The 25,138-nt window shown below is 49.0% G+C and carries 19 protein-coding genes; 12 read left to right on the top strand and 7 right to left on the bottom strand.

The features are described from left to right. Positions 1-116: 116 nt before the first annotated feature. From CPY98_RS01060 to gntU, 10 genes are all read left to right on the top strand, one after another. Positions 117-812: a pirin family protein gene (locus CPY98_RS01060; RefSeq protein WP_096386017.1), complete on the top strand. Its 696-nt coding sequence runs from the start codon at positions 117-119 to the stop codon at positions 810-812. Between the two features lie 393 nt (positions 813-1,205). Then, complete coding sequence (gene tssI, locus CPY98_RS01055; protein WP_231899428.1) at positions 1,206-3,068, top strand: type VI secretion system tip protein TssI/VgrG; 1,863 nt, start codon at positions 1,206-1,208, stop codon at positions 3,066-3,068. A 280-nt stretch (positions 3,069-3,348) separates the two neighbouring features. Continuing rightward, on the top strand, positions 3,349-7,410 hold the full coding sequence (locus tag CPY98_RS01045; RefSeq protein ID WP_157743830.1) for an RHS repeat-associated core domain-containing protein: 4,062 nt from the start codon (positions 3,349-3,351) through the stop codon (positions 7,408-7,410). A gap of 564 nt (positions 7,411-7,974) precedes the next feature. Then, entirely contained in the window at positions 7,975-8,451 is a 477-nt protein-coding gene (locus tag CPY98_RS01035) for a M91 family zinc metallopeptidase (RefSeq protein WP_227743407.1), read from the top strand. Between the two features lie 518 nt (positions 8,452-8,969). Further along, complete coding sequence (locus tag CPY98_RS01025; protein WP_096386009.1) at positions 8,970-9,173, top strand: NTF2 fold immunity protein; 204 nt, start codon at positions 8,970-8,972, stop codon at positions 9,171-9,173. 224 nt (positions 9,174-9,397) lie between these two features. Continuing rightward, on the top strand, positions 9,398-10,024 hold the full coding sequence (locus CPY98_RS01020; RefSeq protein WP_130993466.1) for a hypothetical protein: 627 nt from the start codon (positions 9,398-9,400) through the stop codon (positions 10,022-10,024). Positions 10,025-10,286: 262 nt separating this feature from the next. After that, complete coding sequence (locus CPY98_RS01015; RefSeq protein WP_096386004.1) at positions 10,287-11,666, top strand: glycoside hydrolase family 1 protein; 1,380 nt, start codon at positions 10,287-10,289, stop codon at positions 11,664-11,666. Positions 11,667-11,810: 144 nt separating this feature from the next. Continuing rightward, positions 11,811-12,806: a gluconate operon transcriptional repressor GntR gene (gene gntR / locus CPY98_RS01010; protein WP_025802176.1), complete on the top strand. Its 996-nt coding sequence runs from the start codon at positions 11,811-11,813 to the stop codon at positions 12,804-12,806. 186 nt (positions 12,807-12,992) lie between these two features. Beyond that, positions 12,993-13,532, top strand: coding sequence for a gluconokinase (gene gntK, locus CPY98_RS01005; RefSeq protein WP_043490247.1), 540 nt, complete (start codon positions 12,993-12,995; stop codon positions 13,530-13,532). Continuing rightward, positions 13,532-14,869 carry a gluconate transporter gene (gene gntU / locus CPY98_RS01000; RefSeq protein ID WP_043490246.1) on the top strand — a complete coding sequence of 446 codons (1,338 nt, stop codon included), beginning with the start codon at positions 13,532-13,534 and terminating at the stop codon, positions 14,867-14,869. Before gntK ends, gntU begins: the two co-directional genes overlap by 1 nt. A gap of 70 nt (positions 14,870-14,939) precedes the next feature. Here the strand turns inward: gntU and rhtC are convergent, their stop codons facing one another. The 3 genes from rhtC to CPY98_RS00985 form a co-directional block, all read right to left on the bottom strand. After that, complete coding sequence (gene rhtC, locus CPY98_RS00995; protein WP_040046673.1) at positions 14,940-15,563, bottom strand: threonine export protein RhtC; 624 nt, start codon at positions 15,561-15,563, stop codon at positions 14,940-14,942. Between the two features lie 70 nt (positions 15,564-15,633). Beyond that, positions 15,634-17,103, bottom strand: coding sequence for an ATP-binding protein (locus CPY98_RS00990; RefSeq protein ID WP_043490241.1), 1,470 nt, complete (start codon positions 17,101-17,103; stop codon positions 15,634-15,636). After that, the gene (locus CPY98_RS00985) at positions 17,104-17,820 is read right to left on the bottom strand and encodes a response regulator transcription factor (protein ID WP_025802166.1); all 717 of its coding nucleotides are present in this window, start codon (positions 17,818-17,820) and stop codon (positions 17,104-17,106) included. A 148-nt stretch (positions 17,821-17,968) separates the two neighbouring features. Between CPY98_RS00985 and CPY98_RS00980 the strand changes: the two genes are divergently transcribed. Continuing rightward, on the top strand, positions 17,969-18,247 hold the full coding sequence (locus CPY98_RS00980; RefSeq protein ID WP_043490239.1) for a hypothetical protein: 279 nt from the start codon (positions 17,969-17,971) through the stop codon (positions 18,245-18,247). A 127-nt stretch (positions 18,248-18,374) separates the two neighbouring features. On the opposite strand, the gene rsmJ is transcribed toward CPY98_RS00980, so the two are convergent. After that, on the bottom strand, positions 18,375-19,163 hold the full coding sequence (gene rsmJ, locus CPY98_RS00975) for a 16S rRNA (guanine(1516)-N(2))-methyltransferase RsmJ (protein ID WP_172625138.1): 789 nt from the start codon (positions 19,161-19,163) through the stop codon (positions 18,375-18,377). Further along, positions 19,129-21,171, bottom strand: coding sequence for an oligopeptidase A (gene prlC / locus CPY98_RS00970; RefSeq protein ID WP_046360344.1), 2,043 nt, complete (start codon positions 21,169-21,171; stop codon positions 19,129-19,131). The genes rsmJ and prlC overlap by 35 nt, the downstream gene beginning before the upstream one ends. Positions 21,172-21,394: 223 nt before the next feature. On the opposite strand from prlC, the gene CPY98_RS00965 reads away from it, so the two are divergent. Next, on the top strand, positions 21,395-22,237 hold the full coding sequence (locus CPY98_RS00965; RefSeq protein ID WP_096386002.1) for a 23S rRNA (adenine(2030)-N(6))-methyltransferase RlmJ: 843 nt from the start codon (positions 21,395-21,397) through the stop codon (positions 22,235-22,237). 62 nt (positions 22,238-22,299) lie between these two features. On the opposite strand, the gene recQ is transcribed toward CPY98_RS00965, so the two are convergent. Both recQ and pldA read right to left on the bottom strand, forming a co-directional pair. After that, positions 22,300-24,138: an ATP-dependent DNA helicase RecQ gene (gene recQ, locus CPY98_RS00960; RefSeq protein ID WP_096385999.1), complete on the bottom strand. Its 1,839-nt coding sequence runs from the start codon at positions 24,136-24,138 to the stop codon at positions 22,300-22,302. Positions 24,139-24,233: 95 nt separating this feature from the next. After that, positions 24,234-25,112, bottom strand: a complete 879-nt coding sequence (pldA, locus tag CPY98_RS00955; protein ID WP_043490234.1) for a phospholipase A — start codon at positions 25,110-25,112, stop codon at positions 24,234-24,236. Positions 25,113-25,138: the final 26 nt, after the last annotated feature.

Genomic DNA, 25,138 nt, shown 5'->3' with positions numbered 1-25,138 from the left:
GTTCTGATTTTTTGAACAGAGGGATGAGTTTTTTACGCTTTCATATTATCGGCTTAGGTCTAAACTAGATTTCAACAACAAGAGCCTGATTGGCTGGCTCATAGGAGATTTTGATTATGATTTATATCCGTAAAGCAAATGACCGTGGTCACGCAAATCATGGTTGGCTGGACAGCTGGCACTCATTTTCTTTCGCCGATTATTACGATCCAGACTTCATGGGTTTTTCCGCATTACGCGTCATTAACGACGACAAAATCGCGGCGGGTGAAGGTTTTCCAACCCATCCACATAAAGATATGGAAATCCTGACTTATGTAATGGAAGGGGCGGTTGCTCACCAAGACAGCATGGGCAATAAAGAACAGGTTAACGCCGGTGAGTTTCAGATCATGAGCGCCGGTACCGGTATTCGCCACTCTGAATTTAATGCTCATCAGGATCGCGATTTACATCTGTATCAAATTTGGATTATTCCAGATCAAAAAAACCTGACGCCTCGCTACGAGCAAAAAGCGTTTGATGTCCCACAGGGCCGCCAGTTGGTGCTTTCTCCTGATGCACGTGATGGCTCGCTGAAAGTATTCCAAGACATGACGCTGACCCGCTGGGCGCTGTTGAAAGATGAACAGAGCGTCTATCAGATGCAGGCCGATCGCCGCGTTTGGATTCAGGTGGTTAAAGGTAATGTTTCTATCAACGGCCAGCACGTCAGTACCGCAGACGGTGTGGCAATTTGGGACGAAGCAGCTATTTCGATCCATGCAGACGACAAAGTAGAAATTCTGCTGTTTGATTTGCCACCGGTGTGATTCAAACACCGTGGTAACAAATAAGAAATAACGTACAGGCCACTGATTGCAGTGGCCTTTTTTTTTATCGAGAAAATTAATTTTTTCTTAATTATCAATTAATTTTAATAAATCCCCATCAGGTTATAAATTAACCCGCATACGCATCCACACGTAAAGCTCGCTCCTGTGTTTTATGTTCATACTGGATACCGACACAAGCAGTGAAAGACATAGCGCAGTTTGAAATCGCCTAAAAATGGTTCATCGCAAACTATGTCAACATTCGACCTGACAGCAAGGTATATGTTTTCGCGATTGCACTGAGCTATTTATTTGCTCTTAACCAAAGCAACAATAGCTTTTTGGCGTCATGTATCTGGTCAACGGAAAATAGTGTAAGGACACTTCACGATGAAAAATGGATTGTATTTTTCGTGCCAAATTGGTGGGTTACCAGCGAATACTTTTGATGTAGCAGAGTTTCATTTAAACGAAAAACTCTCAGAGCTATTTGAGCTAACCCTAACGCTGGTTAGCCATAACGCGAACATTAATATTGATGACTTACTTCTTTTGCCTGCGTCATTAACAATAACAGTTAATGATATTAAGCAACGAACAATAACCGGTATCGTTGCCCGTGCTGAGCACGGAGATAGCGGATTTCGACGCACGTTTTATACATTAACGATTCGTCCCGAAATGTGGACGATGACGCTAAACCAAGAAAGCCGAATTTACCATCAGCGTTCGGTACCGCAAATTTTAACCGAGCTACTACAGCAAAATCAGATTCAAGCCTCCTGCGTTCAATTAAAAGACGCACATCAAACGCGTGAATTTGTGACTCAAAAAAGAGAGTCAGACTATCAATTTTTTTGCCGCCTTGCGTCTGAAGAAGGGGTGGTTTTTTGGTTCAACGCCGATGGAATGCAGTATAGCGATACTCATTTAGCGATGTCTGGTACCGATTTATTATTCTATAACCCACACCCTAAAACAGCTATGGATGGCGATATTATCCATAGCTTACGCTTTGGCGCCTCAATGCGCCCGGGCAAAACGGCGCATAAAGACCGCAACTACCACATCCCTGATTACTTCTTAGAGCATTCGGCCGAGACAGAAAATAGATCAAATACCCATACGGTTTTTGAAAGCTATGGCCGCTTTCAAAAAGATGCCGAAGCAGCGCCTATGGTGAAATATCGCCTTGAGGAACTTCGTTCAAACAGCCGAACTGGGCATGCGCAATCTAACTGCATCCGTTTGATGCCGGGCTACATGTTCAGGATCACTGAACATCCACTCCAAACCATGAACGATCTTTGGCAAGTAACGGCCATTGAACACCACGGCAAGATGCCTGAAGCGTTGGAAGAAGAAGATAATCATGGTGGCACCACACTAACCAATAGTTTCTGTTTTATGAGCGGAAAAGCAGACTGGCGGGCGCCCTTCATCTTCAAACCACAGGCTGATGGAGATGAAGTTGCCGAAGTTGTTGGCCCCAAAGGGGAAGAAATTTATGTAGACGCCGATGGTGCCGTTAAAGTGTTTTTCCATTGGAATCGTTACGACGATGAAGATGACAAAGCCTCATGCTGGGTTCGTGTTGCTCAGGGATGGAACGGTAATGGATTTGGCTTCCTCGCAACGCCTCGAATTGGCCAAGAGGTCATTGTTTCTTATCTCAATGGTGATATCGATCGTCCCATCATCACGGGATGTACCTACAACGGAAATAATCGTCCTCCGCTAAATTTGCCCGCAGAAAAAACAAAAACCACGTTTAAAACCAAAACACACAAAGGTGACGGCTTTAATGAGCTTCGTTTTGAGGATGAAGCAGGTCGTGAGGAGGTCTACATCCATGCCCAAAAAGACATGAATACTGACGTTCTCAATAACCGCAGCACTACCGTTGACGCCAATCATACCGAGCATGTGAAAAAGAATCAGGCCGTTACCGTTGATAAAAACCAGATAACAACGGTGAAAAAAAACCAGATTATTCATGTGCATAAAAATGAAATGGAAACGGTAAACATCGCTAAAAAAGAGACGATTGGCGTTGCCAAAATTCTCAGCGTGGGTTCCCTCTATCAAACCGTTGTTGGCGGCATTATGAACACCTCGGTCGCGCTGATTGAAGCACTGCAGGTTGGGGTCATGAAATCCCTTAGCGTGGGAAAAAACTATACCGCGAATATTGGAAAGAAAATGGCAGTCAGCGTCGGTGAGCGTAAAACCGAAAGCGCTGGCAAGGTATAGGTCTACTCTGCTGGTGAGCATCTGGAGCTTTCCTGCGGCGGCGCAAGAATTGTTCTGACCAAACAAGGAAATATCCACTTCATTGGAAACACCATTAATCTTCAGTCTTCGCTCGCCTTGAGCGGCGATTCGACGCTGATTAACTGGAATTGCGGAGCCACATTGTCGCCTCCAGAACTGCCTAAGGACAGCGATCCCGATGGTTTAGATGGCGTAATGGGTGGTGGTGGTGGTAGACCAGGATGCTACTAAATGCTGTCGATACTAAGGAAGGTATAACATGATCGGATTACCCGCAGCACGTCAAACAGACGAAACCACAATCGGCGGCCCTATCACGCAGGGCTCGTTAGGCGTGTTGATTGGCGCACCCAGCGGCGTGGCCTGTTCGACCTGCCCTGGGGGAATTAAAGTCGGTAAGCCCGTTAATCCGCTATTGGGCGCCAAAGTTCTCTCTGCTGAAACCGACTTTGCCTTACCGGCCGCCGTGCCTTTTATCCTGTCCCGCAGCTACAGCAGCTACCAAACCGATACCCCCGCCCCCGTGGGCCTACTTGGCCCCGGCTGGCAATTGCCCAGCGGCATCAGCCTGCTGGTGACTAAAACCGGTCTTATCCTCAACGACAACGGCGGACGCAGCCTGCATTTCAACACGCTGGCCGTCGGTGAGGCACATTTCAGCCGCAGCGAATCCCTATGGCTGGTGCGCGGCGGCTTGCTTGAGCGTGACAAAAACCATCCGCTAGCGATGCTCTGGCACACCCTACCCGAGTCGTGGCGCTTAAATTCACATCTGTATTTATGTACCGCCGACGCCCTCGGCCCGTGGTGGGTACTCGGTATTTCAGAAGACGAAGGCCGCACCGCACTCCCTGCGCCCTTATCAGCGCGGCGCTTTTTACGCGGCATGTGTGACCGTTTTGGGCAGGAATTACAGTACTTTTATGATGACACTGGCGTCATCACTGAGGTCGAGGACAGCGTGGGGCGGCGTTATCGGCTAGAGCACCAGCATATCGCCGAGGCGGTCTGTACGCAGCGCGGCGGCTGGGGGCGTGACAACGGCGTTCGCCTGTCGGCGGTGTATTTGGTGCATGACCCCGACTTTCCCGATGTGCCTGCCGACCCACTGGTGCGTTACGAATACACCCCCCGCGGTGAGCTGCAAACCGTGTATGACCGCAGCGGGCAAGCCATTCGTCAGTTTGCCTATCATCCCGAGTTACTCGGGCGCATGACCGCCCACCGTTATCTGGGTCGCCCCGTCAGCCAATATACTTACGACGCGCAGGGTCGCGCCGTGACCCAAAGCAACCCCAACGGGCTGGATTATCAGTTCGATTATGCCGCCGACAGCACCACGGTAACCGACAGTCTGGGCCGTCGTGAAACCTACTATTACACCGGCGAGAAAGGCCTTAAGCGGGTGATAAAACGCACCTACGCCAACGGCAGTGAAAGCCACAATGAGGTGGCGGGCTATCTGCTGATGGCGCAAACCGATGCGCTGGGGCGAAAAACGGCGTTCACCCACGATATTACCACCAGTCAGCTCACCAGCATTGTGTCCCCCGACGGCAACCGCACCCGCTTTGCCTATAATCTCCACGGCTTACTCACTCAAACGATACTGCCCGATGACCGTCGCCTCGTGCGCAGCTATGACGCGCTTGGCCGTCTGACCGCTGAAAGTGACGCCCTTAACCGCACCGTGCGCTATGCCTATGCCGACGACGCCAGCTCGCAGCCCTGTACGATGACCGATGCCGGCGGCGGGCAAAAATCCCTCACATGGACACGCAGCGGCCAGCTCTCTCGCTACACCGACTGCTCGGGCAACACCACCGAATACCGCTATGACCGCTGGGGGCAGCGTCGTGAGATTTGCCGCCCCGAAGGCCTCACGCAGCGTTATGAATACGATACCCGTGGCCGTCTGATAAGCACGGAAAATAACGCCGGTGAACGCACCCAGTATCACTACAATCTCGCGGGCGACTTAGTCACGCTGACCGAACCCGACGGCAGTCAAACCGTGATGACCTACGATGACAACGGCCGTCTGCTCACGCGCACACACGGCGGTGCCACCCAGCAGTTTGCCTATGACGCTGCCGACCGACTAATTACGCTCACCAATGAAAACGATGCCCAGATGCGCTTTAGCTATGACGTGATGGACCGACTGGTGGAAGAAGTGGGCTTTGACGGACGGGTTCAGCGCTACCGATACAACGCGGCTGGGGAATTAATAGAAAGCGACGATGCCGGCCTGATAACCCAGTGGCAGCATGATATTTTGGGGCGATTAGTGAGTCGCACCCACGCAGTGAGTCACGATGATGAAGGCAAAGAAAATACAGAAAACGAGATAACGCGTTGGGAATATAACCTCGACGGCCAACTGATGGCCGCGCACCACGTCAGTGAAGGTTACCCCGTCAGCGTACTGTTTGAACGCAATCTGTCCGGGCAAATTAACCAAGAGCAGCAGATTGTCTGCGCGCCCGACGGCAGCGTGTTGTGGCAACACCGCATTCAGCACCGTTATGATGCCAACAGCGCCCTGCTGTTCACCACGCCCGATGGACTGCCGACTCTGCACTGGCACACCTACGGCCCCGGCCATCTGCTCGGCGTGGCGCTCGGCGAGCAGAGCCTGCTGGAATTTGACCGCGATACCTTACACCGCGAGACTCAACGCCGCTTTGGCGAGAGTGTGCTGGAAACGAGCTATACCGAGGTCGGACGACTACACAGCCTCACGCTGAGCACGCCCAACGCCGACCCGCGCACACAGGAATATCGCTATACGCCGCGCGGTCAGCTAAGCGACATCGTCAGCCCGTTCGCATCACTGCATTATGAATATGACGCCGCCGGCCGCCTCATCCACGAGCGCAGCGCCCATCGCCACACCGACTATCACCTTGACCTTGCGGGTAACCGGCTCATCAACCGTTACATGCCCGAGGCCTTTATGGCCGACATGCGCCATCCGGGCAATCGCCTGAGCGAAGATGCGCATTTTTATTATCAGTACGATGCCCACGGCAACCTCAGCCAAAAAGTCAGCAAACACGACGCGGGCGAAGTGCATCACTACCGCTACGACCGCAGCCATCGGCTCATCAGCTACCTCTGTTATCAAGACGGTGAAGCCCTGCGCGGCGGCCGCTACTGCTACGACCCGCTGGGGCGACGCATCGGCAAACAGCTCATGCAGCGCAACCAGCCCAAGCACATCAGCTGGTTCGGCTGGGATGGCGACAAACTGGTGCTCACCGAACGCGATGGCACCCGCATCCACACGGTCTATTTGCCCCACAGCTTTGTGCCCTTACTGCGTTTTGAAGGCGATAAGCCGCCGACAATCGCCCCACTGGCCGACAAACTTGAGCAGGAAGTGGGTATCACCCTGCCGCCCGATTTCAAGCACACCCTGCACCACATCGAGCTAGCGCTGCGCGCCAACCGCCTCAGCGAGGAACAACACGCGTGGCTCAATCAGATTCAGCTCAGCCCTGACTATCTGGTCACCCTGCTCGACCCGCTGCCGGATACGCCCTACGCCGCCCAGCTGTACGACTGCAACCACCTCGGCACGCCGCAGCAGCTTATCAACCTCAACGGCGATATCGACTGGTCCATCACGCTGGATGCTTGGGGCAATGCGCTCAGCGAAGAAAACCCGCATCAGCTGCACCAACCAATCAGAATGCAGGGCCAGCAATACGACGAAGAATCCGGCCTGCACTACAACCGCCATCGGTATTACGACCCGACGATAGGGCGGTATATTACTCAGGATCCGATTGGGTTGAGTGGAGGGATGAACGCGTATGCGTACCCGTTAAATCCGATATTGGCTATAGACCCCCAAGGATTAAATAGCGTAGATGTCATTGTGAATAATAATGGGATAGGCCATGTTGGCTTGCATATGGGAACAGGTGATAACGAGCTATTATATGATCCAGGCGGTTCTTTTGTTACCCCACAGGGAATACCTTCAGGGAGTGGGGGTACCTTCACTGGAAGTGATGCCAGTTTGAATGATTTTTTAAAATACCAGTATGCTGATGGCCCTGACGTCAGAGTATATAGTTTTGAAATAACCCCAGATGAAGATAAAAAGATTAGAACTGCTATAGATGAACAGGGTGGGTGCTCACCATTATATTGTGCATTATGCTCCAGTAATGTTTTAAATGGCATTGGTCCTTTTAAAAACTTGGGGGCGATACGTACGCCTTGGGGAATGAATGATGCTATGTCAAAAATCCGTTACCCCACGCCTAACTTGCCATTTGGATCATGGTTCATATCGCCAGCATTCTAGAGGCATTAATTATGAGAGCTATCTATTTATCATTATTCCCCTTCGCAATAATTAGCCATTTCTTTATTGCCAAAGCATATGTTTTTAAAATACTACACCAATATACTTACGATTATCTATTAATATTTTACATATCACTAATGCTTTTTTATTTTTTATTTTTTTCAAGAAGAACGTTCTTATTAGAGATTGCAGCTTATATTATTGCCCCTTATATTTCATCGGTAATAAGTTTTATATATATATCTATGCAAACTTCACCACAACTTATGATGAATAACCTTTTAGACAGCATAGCAATAGGTTTATCCCTACCATATATTGCATTATATGCTTGGCTTTTATCGATGATATTAATTACAGGGAAAGTTTTGTTATTCTACATTAATAAAATAACCAAATATTAATTTTTTGAATCCGAGAAATACAACTTCATCAAATAATAAAATGTTGCAAATAGAATATTTCCGTATTAAACATACTATTTTCAATCAACTTTTAAGTGGAATTAACTCACATATTTTATATAATTTTACTCTACGAACTTGTAAAAGTATAATACGCATGTCGGGTATCCATAGTTTAAACCTGTACACCTATCCGCTAAACACAGTCACAAATATAGATCCATTAGGACTGACGGTAGTTTTTAATGGTAATGAGGAACAAAAAAAAGCGATGAAAGACGCATATGAGTCGGTGAGAAAAACAAAACATGGAAAGGAAATGATAGATAAACTGGAATCATCGAACCATACCTATATATTTAGAGAGCCAAGAAAAGGTATGGAACATACGTGTTACGACCCTACTGAGTTTATTTTTTACATTGAGAAAGACTCAGACCATAGCTCATGCCAATCTCAAGGAAAAGATAAAGCATGTAAAATGACGCCAACTCCATTAAGCGTAGTTATTGCTCATGAAATGGGGCATGCAATGGGAGAAAAAGATGATGGCCCAGGCCATATGAATAATGTCAAAAAGTATGAGAACCCTGTTAGAAAAGAAATGGGAATTCCAGACAGGATGAAGTATTGATGAAAATAGTATTGGTATTTCTCTTCTACATTTACTCATCACATTGTGATGCGTAAATGTTTTATTACCGTATTCCATTTAGAATTAAAACATACACACCAATCACAATGGAAGTAATTAAAGAACTTGCATCAAAAAATGGAATGCAAAAAACATCATTAAAAAACAGTGAAAAAATATCATTAATACTAAGAAACCAAAAAGGTAACTGTTCTTTTTTTGACAAAAAAACATTCGTATATAGATCAAAAATGACAACCATGAATACTTTATAGATAACAACGGAATGCTTACCTTTAAAGACAAAAAAAACATAGATGTTCAGAAAACAAAATCAACGAAGATGCAATAGTTAATTTATTAAACGAAGGAAATATAGATAGATGGATGAGTAATGATTGATGTGGGAAATCAAAAATCCAGCGCACATTTTATGCAGATAAAAATAACATCTTACAATAAGTTTTACCCCCCCCAAAAAATGGAGACATAAACTAAAGCTGATTAGCAATGAAAAAATGGCCTCAGATGTAGCTGAATCTTATATTAAAAACATATACGGAAAAGATGTTTCAGAAAATGAAAAGCCATATTTAATAAAAGATGAAAATGAGTACTGGGTTGTATCTGGAAGTTTACATAAAAACATTGCTGGTGGTGTGTTCACAATAAAAATAAAAAAACGCACTGGGGAAATTAATACTTTTAGTCACGGAGAATAGAGGAATGACAAGTGATTTTCTGGTCGACAAGGTATAAAAATACAAGATAAAAATGACGAACTTACACTACAACGACACCCTGCTGCTCTAGCAACATGAAACTAGACACGATTGCAGCGATCTGGGGGCTAAACCGCATTCGGCCAGATTCTCGTCCCCCTGCCGAATAGCTGAGCACCGCTAAAATTATCTGACAAACATGAATTTGCCTAGAGGAAAAAAAAGTGAAAATAAATTCATTACTTTGTTATATGCTTTTTTCTCTAAACTTTCCTGCTACATCAGCAGATTATCCACCCATCATCCCCGTACACAAACAAGCTGAAATAACTTCAGAAAATACTGCTTTTGAATTTTACTTGTTATCTGAGAAAAAAATAAAGGCATATGAATTTGTTTGCCGAGATGGCGATTATTATAATGAATCAGACTTCGGTAATTTCTCGGGATTTTATCAGTGTAAATTGATACAAATCATAAAGAACGGTCGTTTGGGGGCCGATGTATTAGCCCCTGACATAAGCTGGCGATCATCGGTAACGCGTGCTCGTTTTGATGTGTCATCGATTATTGGAGGATGTAGAAATCATCCAGAATATGGACATGAACGAGTGTTTTTTGTTCAAGGAATGAAAGTCATTATTAACATCCACGATCTCAAACCCACTGCTGGCATGGTAAATCTCTTTGATAAATATAAATTCACTCTTGATGTGAACATAAATAACCACCCATCATCGAGTTCAGAATTCTCAGGGTATGAGAAAGAGATGTGTACAGCTGAATATGAAAGGATCGATCAATCAGGGAATTATGTTGATAAAGTAAAAATAATAAAACAAAAGGAGTAATACACAAGTTTTCTTAATACGGAGTGTAACTAACCCCAATCCGTGACCTACCCCACAGTTTTATCGCCATGAATGCTCATTCCTGAACCCCGCTCTCGCTTTGCTTCTTTCTTTATAGAAACCGGTTTCAAAAACCTATCCAATGAGGCTCTGCAAGTCGTCTTTTTGGCCTTTGGGAGCCGCAAAACGGCGAAAGCAGCCCTGATGCAAGGGCGAACAAATGGGCCAATGAACTGGCGAGAAATTCATAACAGGAGCATTTATGACACATTCATTTCCAACAGGATTTTGGTGGGGTAGCGCCAGTTCGGCACCGCAGACGGAAGGTAATACGCTTGGTGGCGGCAAAAGTGCTACCGTATGGGATCACTGGTTTGCCGAGCAGCCAAACCGTTTTCATCAGAACGTTGGTCCACAGGACACGTCAACGTTTTACCAGCACTGGCGCGAAGATATCGCGCTGTTAAAACGCGTTGGGCACAATAGCTTTCGCACCTCGATTTCATGGGCTCGGCTTATTCCTGAAGGTCGTGGGGCAGTCAATCCTGAAGCCGTCGCGTTTTATAATCAGGTGATTAATGAAATGCTCGCTCAGGGCATTACGCCGTTCATTAACCTTTTCCATTTTGATATGCCTATGGCGATGCAGCAGATCGGCGGCTGGGAAAATCGCGAAGTAGCAGATGCCTACGCGGAGTATGCCGAAACCTGTTTCCGCCTGTTTGGTGACCGCGTTAACCACTGGTTTACCTTCAATGAGCCGGTTGTTCCGGTGGAAGGCGGTTATCTATATGACTTCCATTACCCTAACGTGGTGGATTTCAAACGCGCGGCCACCGTGGCCTATCACACCATGATCGCGCATGCTCAGGCGGTGCAACGTTATCGCCAGCTGGATCAGGGCGGTGACATCGGCATCATTCTCAACCTCACGCCGTCATACCCTCGTTCTGAAAATCCTGCTGACGTGAAAGCGGCTAACATTGCCGATCTGATGTTTAATCGCAGCTTCCTAGACCCAGCGCTTTTAGGGAAATATCCCGATGAGTTAGTGGACTTGCTGAAATCTCATCATAAGCTACCGGAGTGCCGCAGCGGTGACCGTGAGCTATTGGCTCAAGGCGTCGTCTCACTTTTGGGCATCAATTACTATCAGCCACGGCGCATTAAATGCCGCGATAGCCTAGTTAATCCCGATAGTCCATTTATGCCTGAATGGTTCTTTGAAAACTATGAAATGCCAGGTCGTAAAATGAACCCTCATCGCGGATGGGAAATTTATGAGAAAGGCATTTACGACATTCTGACCAATCTACGTATTGAATACGGTAATCCGCGCTGCTTTATTTCTGAAAATGGCATGGGCGTGGAAAATGAGCAGCGTTTTATCGAAAACGAGCAAGTCCAAGACGACTATCGCATCGAATTTGTGCGTGAACATCTGCAATGGGTGCATAAAGCGATTCAGGAAGGCAGCCAATGTTTGGGTTATCACATGTGGACATTTATTGATAACTGGTCTTGGTGTAATGCCTACAAAAACCGCTACGGCTTTGTTCAGCTCGATCTCGCAACCCAAACCCGCAGCGTGAAAAAGAGCGGTGAATGGTTTGCACAGGTTTCGCGCGCGAATGGTTTTTAATGTGATTCCTCGCTAAGTCACTGACATTGTTTATTGAAATCGCAGCTAAACGGCTGCGATTTCAGTCCACATTTGTTTTATACGTCACATTGTTTTTTTGCTAAACTGTGTGCATCCGTCCGAACATTAGTTATTTCATTGAAAATGAAGAAAAAACGCCCTGTACTTCAAGATGTGGCAGATAAAGTTGGTGTGACAAAAATGACGGTAAGCCGTTATTTGCGCAACCCATCACAGGTCTCTGCTGCACTTCAAACGAAAATTGCAGTGGCGCTGGACGAACTGGGCTACATCCCTAACCGCGCACCGGATATTCTTTCCAACTCTACCAGCCGCGCCATTGGCGTACTGCTTCCTTCTCTGACCAACCAAGTTTTCGCCGATGTGATTCGCGGAATCGAAAGCGTCACCGACGCACATGGTTATCAAACCATGCTGGCGCACTATGGTTATCGGCCAGAAAAAGAAGAGGAGCGTTTGCTTTCTCTGCTCTCGTATAACGTTGATGGGCTGATCCTATCTGAAAGAAACCACACCGCGCGCACGCGTAAAATGATCGAAGTATCCGGTGTTCCGGTCGTCGAAATGATGGACTGCATTACGCCGTGCATTGATATCGCCGTTGGGTTCGACAATTTTGAAGCCGCTCGACAAATGACACAGGCCATTATCGACCGCGGGCATCGCAAAGTTGTTTACTTTGGCGCTCGTCAGGATGAACGTACCGTCATCAAACAGCAGGGCTATGAAGCGGCGATGAATCATGCCGGTTTGCAGCCACGTAGCGTCATGATACCGCGCGGCTCTTCTTATTCGGTGGGCAGTGAACTGTTGCGCGAAGCGCTAGATCGTTATCCTGATATGGACAGTATTTTCTGCACCAACGATGACTTAGCGGCCGGGGCGGCTTTCGAGTGCCAACGTTTAGGCCTACGTATTCCTCAAGATATGGCGATTGCCGGGTTCCACGGCCATGACATCGGTCAGGTAATGACGCCTAAATTAGCCAGCGTACTGACGCCACGTCAGCGTATGGGACAAATCGCAGCAGAACGGATGTTGTCTCGTCTGCGCGGTGAAGCCATTTCATCCCAGATGGTCGATGTCGGTTTCACGCTACTTTATGGTGGCAGCATCTAATTACCCAGCTGTCCCCCTCATATTAGTTAATCCCCGTTAGTAACTGAGAGTAACCTCACAGTTATTGAAGCTACTTTGTCACAAATCTTGCTAATTATTATCGCTGCTCAGACAATGTTACCCATAACAAGTTACCAGTAACATTGCATTTAGTGGATGGAAAACCGTCCCCTCTCTGGAGTAGAAATGAGCGATAAAAAACCACAACACCACGTTTTTATTCTGATGGGCGTATCTGGCAGCGGTAAATCTGCTGTAGCAACCTCCGTAGCCCAACAGCTCAACGCAGGTTTTCTGGATGGCGACTTCTTGCACCCGCGTGCCAATATCCAAAAAATGTCTGAAGGCCACGCGCTGAATGATGAAGACCGCACGCCATGGCTGAAAGCGGTTAATGACGCCATTTTCGCTATGCAACGAACGAACGATGTCTCTCTGATCGTTTGCTCCGCGCTTAAAAAGCGCTACCGCGACATGCTGCGCGACGGCAACAAAAACGTTTCCTTTATCTACCTGAAAGGCGATTTCGATCTTATTGAAAGCCGTCTGCTGGCACGTAAAGGCCACTTCTTTAAACCTCAGATGCTTGTTTCTCAATTTGAAGCGTTAGAAGAACCTACCAGCGTTGAGCAGGACGTTCACGCTGTCGACATCAGCCTCCCTCTGGACGGCGTTGTTGAAAACACAATTAAAACCATTAAATCTGTGATTTCTCAGGGGTCATAATGAGTACTTTTACTCTCGTATTTACCGCAGTAGGCTCGGTCTTACTGCTGCTGTTTTTGGTGATGAAAGCCCGTATGCATGCCTTCGTTGCTCTGATGCTGGTCTCTATCGGCGCGGGTATTTTTTCTGGCATGCCGCTGGATGATATTGCTAAAACCATGGAAAAAGGCATGGGAGGCACATTAGGCTTCCTCGCCATCGTGGTTGCGTTGGGTGCCATGTTCGGCAAAATCCTGCATGAAACCGGCGCGTTAGATCAGATAGCCGCTAAGTTGCTAGATAGCTTTGGTGAAAAACGTGCCCACTATGCGTTGGGTATCGCCGGTCTAGTGTGTGCGCTGCCGCTGTTCTTCGACGTAGCTATCGTATTGTTGATTGGCGTGGTGTTCGCCGTTGCCCGTCGTACCAATGGCAACGTTGTGAAACTGGCTATCCCACTGTTTGCCGGTGTTGCTGGCGCGGCGGCATTCTTGCTGCCAGGGCCAACACCGATGCTGCTGGCTTCCCAGATGGGCGCTGACTATGGCTGGATGATCCTGATTGGTCTGTGCGCAGCGATTCCAGGCATGATTTTAGCCGGTCCTCTGTTTGGTAACTTCATCAGCAAACACGTGACGCTGGATCTGCCTGAAGATATCCAAGAGCCAAGCTTGGATAAGAGCAAACTGCCTTCATTCGGTTTTAGTCTGGCGCTGGTTCTATTCCCGCTGGTTCTAGTTGGTATGAAAACCATCGGTGCACGCTTTGTTGAAACCGGCACTGAACTGCACAAATGGCTGGAATTTATCGGTCACCCATTCACGGCAATCCTGATCGCCTGTCTGGTGGCGATTTATGGTCTGGCAATCCGTCGTGGCATGAGCAAAGAGAAAGTGATGGAAGTGTGTTCTGCGGCAATTCAGCCAGCAGGTATCATTCTTCTGGTTACCGGTGCCGGTGGCGTATTCAAACAGATTCTGGTGGATTCCGGCGTTGGTCCAGCGTTAGGTAACTCTCTGATTGGTGCAGGACTGCCAATTGCGGTTGCCTGCTTCGTTCTAGCCGCTGCGGTGCGCGTGATTCAAGGTTCTGCTACCGTTGCCTGTTTAACCACCGTAGGTTTGGTTCTGCCGGTTATTGGCGAGCTGGGCTACAACGGCGCACAGATGGCAGCACTTTCCATCTGTATCGCGGGGGGTTCTATCGTACTGAGCCACGTTAACGACTCCGGCTTCTGGCTGTTCGGTAAATTTACCGGCGCAACCGAAGCACAAACCCTGAAAACCTGGTCCGTGATGGAAACCATCCTAGGCACCACGGGCGCAGTGGTTGGTATGATCTTCTTCGCTGTGATGTAATATTTGCGAATACAAAAAAGGCGGGCTAATGATTAATTAGCCCGCCTTTTTTTATGTTCACTGAAGATGATTACGAACGAGAGAAAATCAGGTGCAAACCAAAGCCGATAAACAAGACGCCTGCAACGCCATCAATCCACTTGGCTAAACGCTGATAACCACGACGCATCACCGGCAGCGCAAATACCGATGCCACAATACTGAACCAAACAAAGGTTTCCGCCACTATCATCACGAACAGGCCAACACGTTCTGGCGTACTCACATTGTCGCCGACAAACAGTGAGAACACAGAACCGAAATAAATGACCGCTTTTGGGTTCGACAGGTTAGTGAGAAAACCACGCAGGAACGTTTTTCCACGCGCAGGCAGCGTGATGCTAACTTCTTCGCCGCTGTCTAACTGGCCTTTCGCACGCGCAGATTTAAGGAGTTGATAGCCCATCCACGTCAGATATAAACCACCGCCCACGGTGATAATGCTATGCAGCCATGCCATTTTCATCAGCAGCAGATGGAGCCCCATCAGCGCAACTGCTGCCCAAATGACGATACCCAGTGTAATCCCCACTACGCCCTGCATTGCTTCAGAACGAGAGCGGCTGACCGCCGTTTGGGAAACAAAAAAGAAATCAGGTCCGGGAGCCATTAAAGCCACCAGATGAACCAATGCCACCGTCAAAAACAACATCATCGGAGTTAACTCTTATAATTAGGGGGGAAATTCATGCTACCACTAAGTCTGTGAATAATTAAGGCAGCGATCACACGGGTAGCATTAAACGAAAACAAGCGCCTTGCTCATTCTCATTAACCAGCATGATATCGCCACCGTGCAGCTGTAGCATTCGTTTCACAATCATCAACCCCAATCCCCCCGCGGACTGGCGCCGTGCGCCTGAGAGCAATGATGGGCGCTCAAACAGCCCCGGTTTCAGCTCCTCAGGAATACCTACGCCGCTGTCGGTCAGTTGAACCCAAATTTGCCCTTCCTGATGCCAAAGTTTCACCGCAATATTTCCCCCCTGCGGAGTATGGCGGATCGCGTTATCCAACAGATTGGTTAACACGCGCTCCATCATATAAATATCGGCGTTGACCAACGGTAAACCTTTGGCGATATCCGCAGTAAGCTTAATTTGGCGAGTTTCTGCCGCCAGCTCAAACTTCTGAAAAACATCCTGCAAAAGCTCGCTAAACGACATGCGTTCTTTCTGCGGTTTAACCGCGCCATATTCCAAGCGAGCTAACTCAAATAACTCCTGCGCTAGTCGCCCAACTTTAAGGCTTTGCGCCAAGGCGATATCCAGATAACGCTTACGATCCACCTCGCTTAAACTCGCCGACTTCACGGATAGCGTTTCGAGATAGCCATGCAAAGAGGTCAACGGCGTGCGCAAGTCGTGTGAAATATTGGCAATAAATTCACGCCGTTGCTGATCCTGTTCCGCCAAAGTTTTCCACTGCTCGGCAATGCGTCTAGCCATCAAAACAAATGCGCGTCTAAGCTGAGTCACTTCATCACTTTTCACATCAGCTTCAGGCACGCTTAGCGCCATAACCCGAGCGTAATCCAGCCCTTCCTGTTCAAGCTTACTCACCTGACGCGTAAGCTGACGCACCGGTTTCGTCACCCAGCGGAAAGCCAACCAACCGGCCAGTGAACCAAACAGCACAATCAATCCCATCGACCCTACAACGGTCCAAACCGTCGAGCCAATACGCGCATCATCGGTTAACCGAGCGTAATCCTCGCCCAGCAAAACAACGTATAAATAGCCTTCGGTTTTTCCCTCAACCTGTAGCGGCGCGACGCTAAATACCTTTTGCCCATCGACACTGCGCGGATCGTCGCCATAAACCGGCATACTTTGCCCCTGCATGAGCGCATTGATGGGCTGAAGGCTCACATCACGACGCTTAATTCGCCCTTCTGGCGCCGCATCACCAATGATGTGTCCTTGCTTATCAAGCAGATACACTTCCACACTCGGATTTACCGACATCAACTGATCGAACAGCTTTTTTACCGAGGCAGGATTTAGCCCCTGCTCACCGAGTAGCCGGTTATTATCCGTAATATGCTGAGCAAGATTAACGGACAAGCGCTGGATAACCTGCTGACTATATTGCGTATTACTGCGCACCTGAAGCCAACCCGATACCGCACAGCACGCGACCAGCAACAACGCAAACACCAGCGTTAAGCGCTGGGATAGACTTAATCGGTTCATTTAATTCCCCATACCTAACGCCGAAAATTTATAGCCAGAGCCCCAAACGGTCAGAATATGCTGCGGCTCGGAAGGATCGGCTTCAATTTTTATACGTAGCCGATTGATATGGGTGTTAACCGTGTGCTCATAACCATCGTGCTGGTAGCCCCAGACCTGATCGAGAAGCTGCAAACGAGAAAAAACTTTGTCTGGATTTTTAGCGAAAAAATACAGCAAATCAAATTCACGCGGCGTGAGATCGACAGGCTGTTGATCCTTCCAAACCGCTCGCGCAATAGGATCGATGACCAGATCCGCAATGTCCAAACGCCCTGCATCCATCTGTAAATTACGGCTCATCGCTTCCTGACGACGAAACAGCGCTTTAACGCGTGCGGCCAGCTCAATCATCGAAAACGGTTTGGCTAAATAGTCATCGGCACCTAGCTCTAATCCCAGAACCCGATGCACTTCGCTGGAGCGGGCGCTTATCATAATAATCGGTGTATAACGTGTCATGCTGCGAGCGCGACGGCAGATATCAAGCCCATCAATGCCCGGCAGCATCAGATCGAGAATGAGCGCATCCCAACCGCCCTGCTCCAACATCGCCATACCGGCAATGCCATCAGCCGCGTGCTCGATGTGGTAGCCCTCATCACGCAGATGCAACGCCAGTAAATCGGCAATATGCGAGTCATCTTCTACAATTAGAATTCGCTTCATTCCTTCCATCGCGTTCTGGCTCCAAGTGCATTTTTATAATTAGTCTACACAGGGTTTGTGCCCTGAGTTATCACAAATAATTTATAACTCTGTGAGGCTTTGCTGAACAAGTGAACGCAATACTGGCCCTGACCCCACTATCAATAAGGATCTGACCATGAGAAAAATTATTACGGTTGTGACGTGTAGCGCTTTACTGATGGGTAGCGGATTCGCTTTCGCCGCTGATACAACAAGTGCATCCGGCGATGGTATGCAGCAAGAGCCGCATAAAATGGATCACATGAGTAAAAAGCCGCAGGAAATGAAAAAGCAGCACTTGGACGCAATGCAAAAAGGCGAAGCGCCTAAACAAGATGAAATGAGCAAAGATCAGATGGATAAAAAACCGATCAAGCAAGGCGATACGCTGAAGAAAACGAGTTCAGGCTATTAATTTACGACTCGGTAATATTGGCTCCCTCGCCAGCGCCCCCTTAGCAGAGAAAGGGCCATTCGAGCTTCTTCGGTACTCACTGCACAGTTCCCTCCCCTGCGAAGGGGAGGGTTATTTACATGAAGAACTATTTCAGCGGCGTGTAAATATCAAAGCGGTGATTTTTAGTGGTAGTGGCAGCATGTGCAGGCACATCCGCCAGTGGCGGAGCATAATCAGGGCGTTTTACTACGATACGTTTCGTCGCCAGCGCACGCGCAGGAGCTAATAATGCATCGGCATCCAAGTCAGCACCCACCAGTGACTGGAACACACGCATCTCTTTCTTCACTAGCGCACTTTTCTGTTTATGCGGATACATCGGATCGAGATACACCACTTCTGGCGCAGGGCTAAGATCTTTCAACGCATCAATACTGGAGGCATGCAGCAAAGTCAGGCGCTCTTGCAGCCAGCCGCCGATTTCAGGATCTGCATAGCCACGTTGCAAACCATCATCAAGCAGTGCCGCCACCACGGGATGACGCTCCAACATGCGCACATGGCACCCGACCGATGCCAAGACATAGGCATCGCGCCCTAATCCTGCGGTCGCATCCACAACGCTCGGCACATAGCTGCCTTTGATACCCACGGCTTTTGCCACTGCTTCACCACGGCCGCCGCCAAACTTGCGGCGATGCGCCATGGCCCCGGCGACAAAATCGACAAAAATCGCGCCCAGCTTGGGTTCATCCAACTTGCGGAGTTCTAAATGCTCAGGCGTTAATACCAACGCCATTATCGCGTCAGGATCGTGAACCAATCCCCAGCGCTCGGCTAAATGAGATAAGGCGCCGCTGTCGGCGCCCTCTTCTAACACTAACTGAATACTCAACGCATTAGCCCTTGATACCGTAGTGACGCAGCATGGCATCAATTTTCGGCTCACGGCCACGGAAGTTTTTGAACAGGTTCATTGGCTCATCGGAACCACCCTGCGACAGGATGTTATCCAAGAACGCACGGCCGGTATCTACGTTGAAAATACCCTCTTCCTCGAAGCGAGAGAACGCATCAGCAGACAGCAGCTCTGCCCACAGATAACTGTAGTAACCCGCCGCATAGCCGCCAGCAAAGATATGGCTGAACGCATGTGGGAAACGGCCCCAGCTTGGCGACGGCATCACCGCCACTAACGCTTTAACTTCTTTCAGAGTATCGAGAATACGAGCGCCTTGCGCAGGATCGAACTCAGTATGCAGACGGAAATCAAACATCCCAAACTCGAGCTGACGCAGGATAAACAGCGCGGCCTGATAGTTTTTCGCCGCCAACATTTTATCCAGCATCTCCTGCGGAAGTGGCTCATTGGTCTGGTAATGACCCGAGATAAAGGCCAGCGCTTCCGGCTCCCAGCACCAGTTTTCCATAAACTGGCTTGGCAACTCGACGGCATCCCATGGCACACCGTTGATCCCTGAAACGCCTGCGGTTTCAATCGTGGTCAGCATATGATGTAGGCCATGACCGAACTCATGGAACAGCGTGGTCACTTCGTTATGTGTAAACAACGCAGGCTTGTCGCCGATTGGACGGTTAAAATTACAGGTCAGATAGGCAACTGGCTTCTGCAGGCTACCATCGGCACGACGCAGACGGCCTACACAGTCATCCATCCACGCACCGCCACGCTTATGCTCACGGGCATAAAGATCGAGATAGAAACTACCGCGCAGCTCGCCGGTCGCATCATAAAGCTCGAAGAAACGAACCTCTGGATTCCACACGTCAATATCATGACGCTCTTTCGCCGTGATACCGTAAATACGTTTCACCACCTCAAACAAACCGCTCAATACGCGCTGTTCAGGGAAGTAAGGGCGCAGCTGTTCATCGCTGATAGAGTACAGATGTTGTTTCTGTTTTTCGCTGTAGTAGGTGATATCCCACGCTTCCAGCTCGGTAACATCAAAGTGCTGGCGCGTAAACTCACGCAGTTCAGCCAGCTCTTGCGCACCTTGAGGACGAGCGCGTTCGGCTAGGTCATTCAGGAATGCCAGAACCTGCTGTGGGTTTTCTGCCATTTTGGTTGCCAATGATTTATCGGCATAGGATTTAAAGCCAAGCAGCTGAGCTAATTCGTGACGCAGTTGCAGAGTTTCAGCCATGATTTCGCTGTTATCCCACTGACCTGCGTTTGGCCCCTGATCGGATGCACGCGTGGTAAACGCCTGATACATCTCATGGCGCAGCTCGCGGTTGTCCGCATAGGTCATCACCGGCAGATAGCTTGGGATATCCAGCGTTAACAGCCAGCCTTCTTTCTCTTTGGATTCAGCCAGCGCCTTCGCGGCCGCGAGCGCACTTTCAGGCAGACCTGAAAGCTCTTTTTCATCAGTAATCAGCTTGCTCCAGCCCATGGTCGCATCCAATACGTTGTTGCTGAATGCAGAACCCAGTTCGGACAGGCGCGCCATAATTTCGCCATAGCGCTGCTGTTTTTCTTTCGGCAAACCAATGCCAGACAGCTCGAAATCACGCAGTGAGTTTTCCACCGCTTTCTTCTGCGGTTTGGTTAACGCAGCAAAACCCGCGCCGTCTTTCAGGCTACGGTAGGCCTGATACAGCCCTTCATGCTGACCTACCCAAGTGCCGTATTCAGACAACAATGGCAGGCACTGTTCGTAAGCTTCACGCAGCTCAGGGCTGTTTTGCACGGAATTCAAATGGCTGACAGGGGAAAAAATACGGCTCAGACGATCGTCAACCTCAGCCAGCGGCTGGCACAGATTATCCCAAGTAAATGGCGCATCTTGCGCGACCACGCGCTCCACTTCGGCACGACAATCTGCCAATGCGCTTTTCACCGCAGGAACGATGTCCTCAGGTTTGATTTTAGAGAATGGTGGCAGGTCGAACGGCGTCAGTAACGGATTGGTCATAAGAAAGCGTCCTATATAGTTTTGCCATTAACAACGAAGGCTAACGGTCTTGGCCGCATCAGTGCGGCGTATAAATCGACTTAACCAGCCCCCCAATTCGTCGGGCAACCGGTTTGAAAAGATTGTTTAGATCTAAGATGAGGTTAAGTGTAGCGAAAATCAATGGCTGGCGGGTTCAATCGCTTTGATAGATAATGCCATCCCAGAGCAGGAGAAGCCTCACATGTTAAGTTATCGCCACAGTTTTCACGCCGGCAATCACGCCGATGTCCTCAAACACACCGTTCAGAGTTTGATTATTGAATCGCTGAAAGAAAAGGATAAGCCTTTCCTTTATCTGGATACGCATTCCGGCGCGGGGCGTTATCAGCTCAGTGGTGAGCATGCAGAAAAAACCGGCGAATACCTCGAAGGTATCGCACGTATTTGGCAACGCGACGATGTTCCTGCCGAGCTTGAAGCCTACCTGAGCGCGGTAAAACACTTTAACCGTGGCGAACAACTGCGTTACTACCCAGGTTCACCATTGATTGCGCGCCAGCTGCTGCGCGATTTCGACAAAATCCATCTAACCGAACTGCACCCAACGGATTTCCCGCTGCTGCGCAATGAGTTTGCTAAAGACGAGCGCGCAAAAGTAATGAAAGCCGATGGCTATCAGCAGCTCAAATCACAGCTTCCTCCATTGTCACGCCGTGGCTTCGTGTTGATCGATCCGCCGTATGAGATGAAAACCGATTATCAAGACGTGGTGAAAGGTATTCAGGAAGGCTATAAGCGTTTTGCCACCGGCGTCTATGCGCTGTGGTATCCCGTGGTGCTGCGTCAGCAAATCAAACGCATGACTCGCGATCTGCAAGACACCAGTATTCGTCGCATTTTGCAAATCGAATTGGCGGTTCGCCCAGATAGCGATCAGCGCGGTATGACCGCTTCCGGCATGATTGTGATCAACCCGCCGTGGAAGCTAGAACAACAGATGCGCGACGTTCTGCCTTGGCTGCATAAAGTACTGGTACCCGAAGGTACTGGTCATGCCAAAGTTGAATGGATTGTGCCTGAATAATTGAAGTCACTGCTGTCTGTCTCCCTGAGCAACATTGAGGGAGACAGAGTTAGCGCGTAAAACTACTCATCATCGCCATCAACGTGTTCTCGGATCAGCGTCATAAACGGTGCACCAAAGCGATCCAGTTTACGCTGCCCCACGCCGTTAATGCTCAGCAATTCGCTGGCGCGAATCGGCATCTGCTCTGACATTTCTAGCAACGTAGCATCGTTAAATACCACGTATGGCGGGATATTCTCTTCGTCAGCAATCGCTTTGCGTAGCTTACGCAGCTTGGCAAACAGCTTACGGTCATAGTTTCCACCGTAGTTTTTGCTGGCATGGCTACTGCTGCTGCGTGATTTAAGATTGATGACGCGTGGCACGGCCAACTGAAGTGGAACTTCGCCGCGCAAAACAGGACGCGCCGATTCAGTCAGCTGCAACGCGGAATGCATCGCAATATTTTGCGTCACTAAGCCCAAATGAATAAGCTGGCGTAATACGCTGACCCAGTGTTCGGTCGTATGGTCACGCCCTAGGCCATAGACTTTCAGCTTGTCGTGACCAAACTCGCGAATACGGGTGTTATTCGCCCCACGCAGGATCTCAACAACATAACCGATACCAAACCGCTGACCAACCCGAGCAATCGCTGACAGCGCCTTTTGCGCGTCCTCTAGCCCATCGTAACGTTTTGGCGGATCGAGACAAATATCGCAGTTGCCGCAAGATTCTTGCCGTCCTTCGCCAAAGTAATTCAGCAGCACTAAACGACGGCAGGTTTGCGCCTCAGCGAAAGCGCTCATCGCGTTTAGCTTATGGCGTTCAATCTCTTTCTGCTGCCCTTCAGGTTTTTCTTCTAAACAACGGCGCAGCCAAGCCATATCAGCAGGGTCATAGAGCAGAACGGCTTCAGCGGGTAAACCATCGCGCCCAGCGCGACCGGTTTCCTGATAGTAAGCTTCGATATTACGTGGAATATCAAAGTGCACCACAAAACGCACGTTGGGCTTGTTAATGCCCATGCCGAACGCAACCGTTGCCACCACAATCTGCAGATCGTCGCGTTGAAATGCTTCCTGTACCGAAGAGCGATGTTCGTGATCGAGCCCTGCGTGATAAGCCCCAACGCTAAAGCCCCGACTTTGCAAACGCGCCGTGGTGTCTTCGACTTTGGCTCGGCTGTTACAGTAAATAATGCCCGATTTGCCGCGCTGTTCCTGTACGAAACGAATCAGTTGATCCAGCGGTTTAAATTTTTCGATGAGCGTGTAACGAATGTTTGGGCGGTCAAAACTGCTAACCTGAACCAGCGGATCGTTTAACGACAGCAAACGCTCGATGTCATTACGCGTGGCATCATCGGCGGTGGCCGTGAGCGCAATAACCGGAATCTCAGGGAAACGCTGCTTAATCAGACCTAGCGCGCTGTATTCAGGACGGAAATCATGGCCCCACTGTGAAATACAGTGGGCTTCATCTACCGCCAATAATGCAGGTCGCCAGTGCGGAAGCTGATCGAGAAAGTTATCCATCATCAGTCGTTCTGGGGCGATATAGAGAAGCTTTATCGCCCCACTGCGACAGCCAGCGTATACCTCTTGCTGCTGTTCACGGTTCTGCGTGGAGTTAAGACAGGCTGCGCTAACGCCGTTCGCCTGTAGCTGATCGACCTGATCTTTCATCAGGGAAATCAACGGAGAAACCACCAGCGTTAAGCCATCCATCACCAACGCAGGGATTTGATAACACAGAGACTTTCCGCCTCCGGTTGGCATCACAACCAGACAATCCCGTCCCGCGATCGCAGCATTGATGATAGTTTGCTGTCCAGGACGGAACTGCTGATACCCAAAAGTATCGCGCAAAACCTGCTCTGCCAGCATTTCTGCATTGATTACGGCTGCCGTTGCCACGCTGCTCCTCAACCAAAGGGGTGATAAATTAAGACCGGCGCTATTTTAGGCGTATGCACCGGTTTTGTCGTTAGCGGATATGCGTTGCGCGCAAATTACATGAAATCGTTGAGCATAATGCCCACGCCAAAACGGGTTTGATTGAAATTGTAATCAATCATTGATTCACCGTAGCCGCTATACAACTGCGTGTAGAAACGCAACGTTTTCGTCATCGGATAGCTCCATCCCAGCTCACCGCCGCCGTAACCGGTATTCCAGTTATAGTGGCCCTTCGCCGTAAAGACGCTTTCACCCCACTCATAGCCTATCTGGGCTTCGTAGTAACCCATATATTTGGTGATATCAGGGTTATCATCTTTGCTGCTGCTTTCGGGAATGCGATACCACGGTTTAATCTGCGCTTGGAAGTTGCCGTTTTGCGCCATTAAACGCGCATAGACGCGGTTCCAACTGCGCGACGTTGGATCAGAGCGTCCGTTAGACTGATGATTAAAGCCGGTTTCTATGTCGCGAAGCGTCCAATCACCTAACTGATAATCCGTTGCCCAGCCGACAAAAAGCTGTGGCTCATAGTTGGTTTCACGGAACGGAGAAGATGCGCTACGGTTGAAAGCCTGCCACCACGAGCGTTGCGTGTAAGACATCCCTAACACCGAGTTATCACCGGCAATTCCACGGATGATAGGGAACGCGAGGCTGAGCTGGAATTTAACTTCGTCTTTGCGTGCGTCATCAGCCCAAGAATAAGACTGAATGGCTTCTTTGTTTACATCGCTGGTTTCAGTATAAAGCAGGTAGTTCGTATCGTAAGGATAGAGCGTAAATGGGTTATCGTGTTCAACCAACATGTTCGCGATGATGCTGCCTTTCACCTGCGGCTTATCATGAACCTGCTTTATCGTTGCCTCTTCAGCCTGAACCGCAGCAGGAACCGCCAGCAGTCCCGCTAACATCATCCATCCCTTACGCATCGTTATTACCCCTAATAGTTACGCCA

Origin of the sequence: Hafnia sp. CBA7124 (assembly GCF_002355555.1) — a bacterium.
GTDB lineage: Bacteria > Pseudomonadota > Gammaproteobacteria > Enterobacterales > Enterobacteriaceae > Hafnia > Hafnia alvei.
Note: the sequence above shows the minus strand (reverse complement) of the source record. Positions and strands in the feature narration are given on the sequence as shown.